The sequence below is a fragment of the Methylacidimicrobium cyclopophantes genome, assembly GCF_902143385.2.
GTDB classification, from domain to species: domain Bacteria; phylum Verrucomicrobiota; class Verrucomicrobiia; order Methylacidiphilales; family Methylacidiphilaceae; genus Methylacidimicrobium; species Methylacidimicrobium cyclopophantes.
In genome coordinates, this window is record NZ_CABFUZ020000002.1 from 1 (window position 1) to 4,232 (window position 4,232).

Below are 4,232 nucleotides of genomic sequence, written 5' to 3' on the forward strand. Positions count from 1 at the left end.
CCCGCCGATCGGCGGCAATCGGCCGTTCCCGGGCCCCCTACGATGCCTTGACAGGGTCTTCCGATGACGCTTAGCTCAAACGGGTGCCTCTTTGCGAGCCGGGCGTGGCCCAATCGCTCATTCTCCATGGAGCCTTCTTCTTCCCTCGACAACAGGTTCGTCGGTTCCCATCGTTCCCCCGGGGATCCGCCGACCCGCTTTACGCGAAATCGCCGCCTTATCCCGACGGCAATCTTTGATCGGAGGATTTTCCTCGCAGGCAAAAGCAGTGGTAGTCCGCGAGGAATTTGACAGCGAAGCAACTCGATCCGGATTCGCTCCTTTCCATGCACCTTTCCGAAAAAGCCGTTCCCCCTTCCACAGTCCCCGCTCCTCCCAGCAAAACGGAAAAGGTAGCCTGGTCTTTTTTCGATTTTGCCAATACGGCTTTCAACACGCTCATCGTCGATCTGGTCTTCGGGACCTATTTTCTCCGGATCGTTTGCGCACATCGAACGGATGCGACTTGGCTTTTCGGCTGGGCCCTTTTTTTCTGTCAAACCATCGTCGGGGTTCTTTCTCCGCTTTTGGGGGCCCTTGCCGACGTGACGGGGAAAAAGAAGCGGATCCTCTCGGTCACATATGTGATCTGCATCGTTGCAACCGCCAGCCTCGCCGCAATGGGCGAAGGGGATGTTTGGGCGAGCTTGGTTGCCTTTATGGCGGCATCGATCGGATACTCCTTTACCGAAAATCTCACCGCAAGCTTCCTCCCCGAACTCGCCCCTCCGGCAGAAATCGGTAGACTCTCGGGACTCGCCCGCGCGCTGGGCAACGTGGGAGGCTTTTTCAGCGTCGCCGCTTGTTATCCACTGCTGACCCCTGGTTTCACCCTCGCTAACTCCGGCGCGATCCGGTTGATCTTCCTCCTGACCGCAGCCATCTACTGCGCAGGCGGCCTTCCCACGCTCCTTTTCGTGCGAGAACGGGGCGGTACGATGCAGCAAGACTGGAAGAGCGCCCTAGCAACTTCCGCTGTCCATCTTTCTCGAACCTTTCCCAAGCTCTGCCGCGAGGCTCGACTCCGTCTCTTCTTCGGAGCATTCCTCTTGTATACCACCGGGGCGGCCATGGTCATGGCCATGGCCGCTCTCTACGGCCAGATGCAGATCGGCCTATCTGGCCAAGAGCCCGTTCTCCTTCTTCTCTCGATTCAGACCGGAGGCTGCCTAGGAGCGATTCTCTTTGGATTCATCGAAGATTTCCTCGGATCCAAGAGAACATTGCAGCTGATTGTCTGGATCTGGTTCTTCGGGATGGCGGGTTTTTACTTCGTGCAAGACAAACTGGCATTTTATGCGATTTCCGCAATTCTCGGGATGGGAGGAGGCTCCCTTCACGCAGTCAGCCGCGCGGTGGTAGGCATTTTGTCCCCGAAAAACGAGCACGCCGAATATTTCGGTCTTTGGGGGCTTTTCGGCAGGCTGGCCGCCGGATTGGGACCGCTCGCCTTTGGTCTTCTTTCGCAACGTCTCCATTCTTTTCACACCCCCATGCTCGCTGCCTTCGTCTGCTTTGCGTTGAGCCTCGGGCTCCTCTCCTCCTTGCCCCACTTGCGGCCCGAAACGGGAGCGTAAGCGGCATCGATCGATCTTCTTTTCTCTCTTCGGCAGTACGCCCGAGACCTGCTCGTTCGGCTTCCTTCGGCTAGAAGAGAAAGCATGGCGCGCAATGGCAGAACTTCCAGTCGAAAAGCCAGCAGGCCCAGCTAGGCAAGGGATTGGGGAAACCGTGTCGGAAGAGTCGGGCTTTGGGGGAAGCGCGGACAGGGTGGGATTTGAACCCACGGTGGAGTTTCCCCCACGCTCGATTTCGAGTCGAGTGCCTTAAACCGCTCAGCCACCTGTCCGGGGCGCTTGCTTCTCTTTACACTTTCTGCTCCTCGGCCGCAATCAGGGAGACAAACTCCTCCGGTTGCTTTACGCGCAGAAGCCTCGCTCGCGAAGGGGCCTCGTGGACCACGCGTGCGAGCGCCCCGACGGCGATCAGATACTCGGTGTGGAACTGCTTAGGGACACCGATGACAAAAATCAGTTTCACTGGCGGCTGTCCTTCCTGGAGTACGAGTCCTTCCACGCTTCTTCCCGCTGCCACGACGAGATTTTTCACATGACCGCTCCGGACATGCGGGAATCCGACTTCGCTCTCAAACCAATGGTGACCTCCGCCTTGGGCGGCAAGGATCTCTTCGAGGAATGCGGAAAAATCGTCGATTTCCGGCGCTTCCCGCAAGAGCTCTGCCACTTCCCGAATGGCATCGGTCCATGTTCGAGCACGGACGTTCAAGGAGACTCTCTCGGGCTTGATCAATTCGCCTAGATTCATGATCGCCCTCCGTTCGTTGCGCTGGGCATCTTCTTCGTCGGCACGCTCGCTCCGCTCCATCGCAGCTTCTCCCGCAGGATTTGGAAGAAGTCGCGACGAGTGAGAAAGGCCAGCGTCACCGGACTCGGGGCAGCGCGGATCTCGACCCAGTCTCCCTGGCGTAAAATACCCCTCGACTGACCGTCGAACTCCAATCGGACGGGAGAGGCCCGTTCCGGGACGATCATCCGGACTCGGGAATCGGCCGATAATACCAAGCTTCGATTCGTCAGAGTGTGAGGGCAAAGCGGCGTCAGAGAAAAAACTCGAGCCTCCGGAACGATGATCGGCCCTCCTGCCGAGAGAGCGTACGCCGTCGAGCCCGTGGGCGTCGCCACCACGAGACCGTCGGCCTGAAACTCCGTCACAGGAAGATCCCCGGCAAGAACATCGATCCGAGCCATTCGAGAGGAGCTTCCCCGAAAGAGAACGACATCGTTGAGGACGCAAGGAATCCGTATTTCCTTGCCCCGCAGCGATCCTCGCACTTCGAGCGCCAGTCGCTGACTCTGGCGCAAGAGACCCGCAGCCAAATCCGGCAACGCCTCAAGAATTTCTTCCCGAGTCACGGCGGTGAGAAATCCCAAACCGCCGATATTCACGCCGAGAATCGGCACCGGATTGGGATACACGTCGTGGACGACGCGCAGCAAGGAACCATCTCCCCCGGCGACAATGAGGAGATCGACCTCCGCAACCAGTTCTTCTAAATGCCTTCCTTCTATCCCGACGAGCCTCGCCGTCTGCTCTTCCCAAAGAAACGGGAAGCCATGTTTGCCGGAAAAGAGTCGCAGCGCCCGGATCAAGGTGCGAGCACCCGGCTTCTTCCGATTGGCGATCACACCGATCCGCAGCATTTGCTTCCCGCTCGACTCGATTCGGGCCTTCGACCAACGCGTCGTCCTTAGGAAGAGCACTCCGGGAACGCCCCCTTTTCGGGCCGTCGTCTACCGCCATTCTCCCGGCCCAGATCGATTCTCGAGCAACCGTTTTCCGATCGATGACCAGACCACGCCACCGAGTTCGACTCTCATGAACCGAAGCCCCTTCATCCGGCCGTGCCCCTCTTCATGGCGGCACGGGACGTCGCCGAGTATCCAGCGCCCACTCAACCGTAAAGGAAAAGCTGGCCAGAAAGCAATCTCGGCAAAAAGTTCAAACAACCGGGAGCCGCTTTGGGGATTCGAACCCCAGACCCACGCTTTACGAAAGCGTTGCTCTACCTCTGAGCTAAAGCGGCGTCGCCGCGCCCCGCCGAGAGCCGGGACGATCGAGGCAGGAAGCACGACTATGCAGCAGAGAAGCGAACTTTCGCAACTCGAATGTCTTTCCAAAGGCCGATCTCCTCGGAAAGAAGACGGCGATGCCGTCGATTTCTTTTTGCAGAAGACCCTTCCGCCCCATTTCGCGCTTGTCAGCCGAAGCGGCCGAGGGCTTCATAGGCATCACCATGCCGAGCGAGCGGCCTTCCCTTTCCCCGATGGACCAAACAGATCGAGGAACCACCTCTCTCATCGTCGCTCTTCTTCTCTTTCTGGCTCTCGTCGGCATTACGATTGGCGTCTACGCTTGGCAAAGCCACATGCGGCGGCTGCGTTGGGAAGAAATCGCCTCCGCATATGCGAAAGCTTCGAATTCCTCGGAGCGTCTAGCGCTGATTCAACAACATCGGGACATGCCCCAAAGTGCGCTTTGGCTTCTTCAGACCGCTTCCGGACAGTTCCAAGAGGGTGCTTATGCCGAAGCGACGAAAACTTTTCTGCTTTTTATCGACTATTTTCCCAAGCACCCCCTCCGACCCGCCGCTCTCTTGGGCGTCGCCGAAGGAG

The 4,232-nt window shown here is 58.5% G+C and carries 5 protein-coding genes and 2 tRNA genes; 2 read left to right on the forward strand and 5 right to left on the reverse strand.

Annotation, left to right across the window (positions count from 1 at the left end; translation table 11 throughout):
- The first annotated feature begins 287 nt into the window (after window positions 1-287).
- On the forward strand, window positions 288-1,616 hold the full coding sequence (locus tag FN369_RS00035) for an MFS transporter (RefSeq protein ID WP_142524183.1): 1,329 nt from the start codon (window positions 288-290) through the stop codon (window positions 1,614-1,616).
- A 185-nt stretch (window positions 1,617-1,801) separates the two neighbouring features.
- On the opposite strand, the gene FN369_RS00040 is transcribed toward FN369_RS00035, so the two are convergent.
- The 5 genes from FN369_RS00040 to FN369_RS10895 all read right to left on the reverse strand — a co-directional run bounded on the left by FN369_RS00040 (window position 1,802) and on the right by FN369_RS10895 (window position 3,843).
- Window positions 1,802-1,888, reverse strand: a tRNA-Ser gene (locus FN369_RS00040).
- A gap of 17 nt (window positions 1,889-1,905) precedes the next feature.
- Window positions 1,906-2,364 (reverse strand): PTS sugar transporter subunit IIA, encoded by a 459-nt coding sequence (locus tag FN369_RS00045; RefSeq protein ID WP_178087562.1) that lies wholly within the window; start codon window positions 2,362-2,364, stop codon window positions 1,906-1,908.
- Complete coding sequence (locus FN369_RS00050) at window positions 2,361-3,260, reverse strand: NAD(+)/NADH kinase (RefSeq protein WP_142524186.1); 900 nt, start codon at window positions 3,258-3,260, stop codon at window positions 2,361-2,363. The genes FN369_RS00045 and FN369_RS00050 overlap by 4 nt, the downstream gene beginning before the upstream one ends.
- Window positions 3,261-3,571: 311 nt before the next feature.
- Window positions 3,572-3,643 (reverse strand) — tRNA-Thr (locus tag FN369_RS00055).
- Window positions 3,634-3,843 carry a hypothetical protein gene (locus FN369_RS10895; protein WP_142524185.1) on the reverse strand — a complete coding sequence of 70 codons (210 nt, stop codon included), beginning with the start codon at window positions 3,841-3,843 and terminating at the stop codon, window positions 3,634-3,636. Before FN369_RS10895 ends, FN369_RS00055 begins: the two co-directional genes overlap by 10 nt.
- A gap of 10 nt (window positions 3,844-3,853) precedes the next feature.
- Here FN369_RS10895 and FN369_RS00060 point away from each other — a divergent pair.
- Window positions 3,854-4,232: tol-pal system YbgF family protein (locus FN369_RS00060; RefSeq protein ID WP_512698695.1), on the forward strand; the 379-nt coding region annotated here is incomplete at its 3' end.

What these genes read in the sequence shown, in the direction of transcription:
- FN369_RS00045 (WP_178087562.1), bottom strand. Translation starts at nt 2,364, where the DNA reads ATGAATCTAGGCGAATTGATCAAGCCCGAGAGAGTCTCCTTGAACGTC.
- FN369_RS00050 (WP_142524186.1), bottom strand. Translation starts at nt 3,260, where the DNA reads ATGCTGCGGATCGGTGTGATCGCCAATCGGAAGAAGCCGGGTGCTCGC.
- FN369_RS10895 (WP_142524185.1), bottom strand. Translation starts at nt 3,843, where the DNA reads ATGAAGCCCTCGGCCGCTTCGGCTGACAAGCGCGAAATGGGGCGGAAG.